This is a genomic window from Mycobacterium sp. E2497 (assembly GCF_001668695.1).
In the GTDB taxonomy this organism is placed as follows: domain Bacteria; phylum Actinomycetota; class Actinomycetes; order Mycobacteriales; family Mycobacteriaceae; genus Mycobacterium.
In genome coordinates this window covers 1-981 of the sequence record NZ_LZKD01000251.1, presented here as the reverse complement: position 1 = coordinate 981, position 981 = coordinate 1, and the positions used below count along the sequence as shown (strand labels likewise).

Sequence of the window (981 nt, the reverse complement as noted above, 5' to 3'; positions counted from 1 at the left end):
GCCTGCCCGCCGGAGTGCAGCGACGGCTCGTCGAACTGCGGCTCGTTGAGCAGCCGATAGCCCGGCACATAGGTCTGCACCTCGGCCACCACATCGTGAATCGACTTGGCGATCGCGTCGCGGTCGGCGTCCTCGGGAATCGCGCAGAAGATGGTGTCACGCATGATCATCGGCGGATCAGCCGGATTCAAGATGATGATCGCCTTGCCACGCGCGGCGCCGCCGATGGTCTGCACGCCCCGGCTGGTGGTCTTGGTGAACTCATCGATGTTGGCCCGCGTCCCCGGACCCGCCGACACCGAGGACACCGACGCCACGATCTCGGCATACGGCACCTCGACGACCCGGCTAACCGCATAGACGATCGGAATGGTCGCCTGCCCCCCGCAGGTGATCATGTTGACATTCGGCGCGTCCAAGTGCTGACGCAGGTTCGCCGGCGGGATCACCGCCGGGCCCACCGCCGCCGGGGTCAAATCGATCGCCCGAATACCCGCCGCCTCGTACCTCGGTGCGGCATCGCGGTGCACGTAGGCACTCGTCGCCTCGAACACCAGATCGGGCTTCTCCGACTGAGCCAACAACCAGTCCACCCCCTCGTGGGTGGTCTGCAACCCCAACTTGCGCGCCCGGGCCAGCCCCTCACTGTCGGGGTCGATGCCCACCATCCACCGCGGCTCCAGCCAGTCCGATCGCAACAACTTATACAGCAGGTCAGTACTGATGTTTCCCGACCCGACAATGGCCACACTCGCCTTAGCCGGCATGACGCTCCTCTTATTCGAACGACAAACGAACAGAACCCAGCCCGGTGAACTCGGCCACGAACTCGTCGCCGGCGTGCGCGTCGATCGCGCGCGTGCACGATCCCGGCAGCACCAGGTCCCCTTTGCGCAACCGCACCCCGAAGCCCTCCACCTTGCGCGCCAGCCAGGCCACCGCGGTGACCGGGTTGCCCAGCACCGCATCGGTGCGGCCCTT

General features: G+C 66.4%; 1 protein-coding gene and 1 pseudogene. Both read right to left on the bottom strand.

Annotation, left to right across the window (positions count from 1 at the left end):
* Positions 1–767: acetaldehyde dehydrogenase (acetylating) (locus tag A5713_RS23910; RefSeq protein WP_068098640.1), on the bottom strand; the 767-nt coding region annotated here is incomplete at its 3' end.
* Positions 768–777: 10 nt separating this feature from the next.
* Positions 778–981, bottom strand: a pseudogene (locus tag A5713_RS23905) (2-keto-4-pentenoate hydratase); the annotation flags it as partial.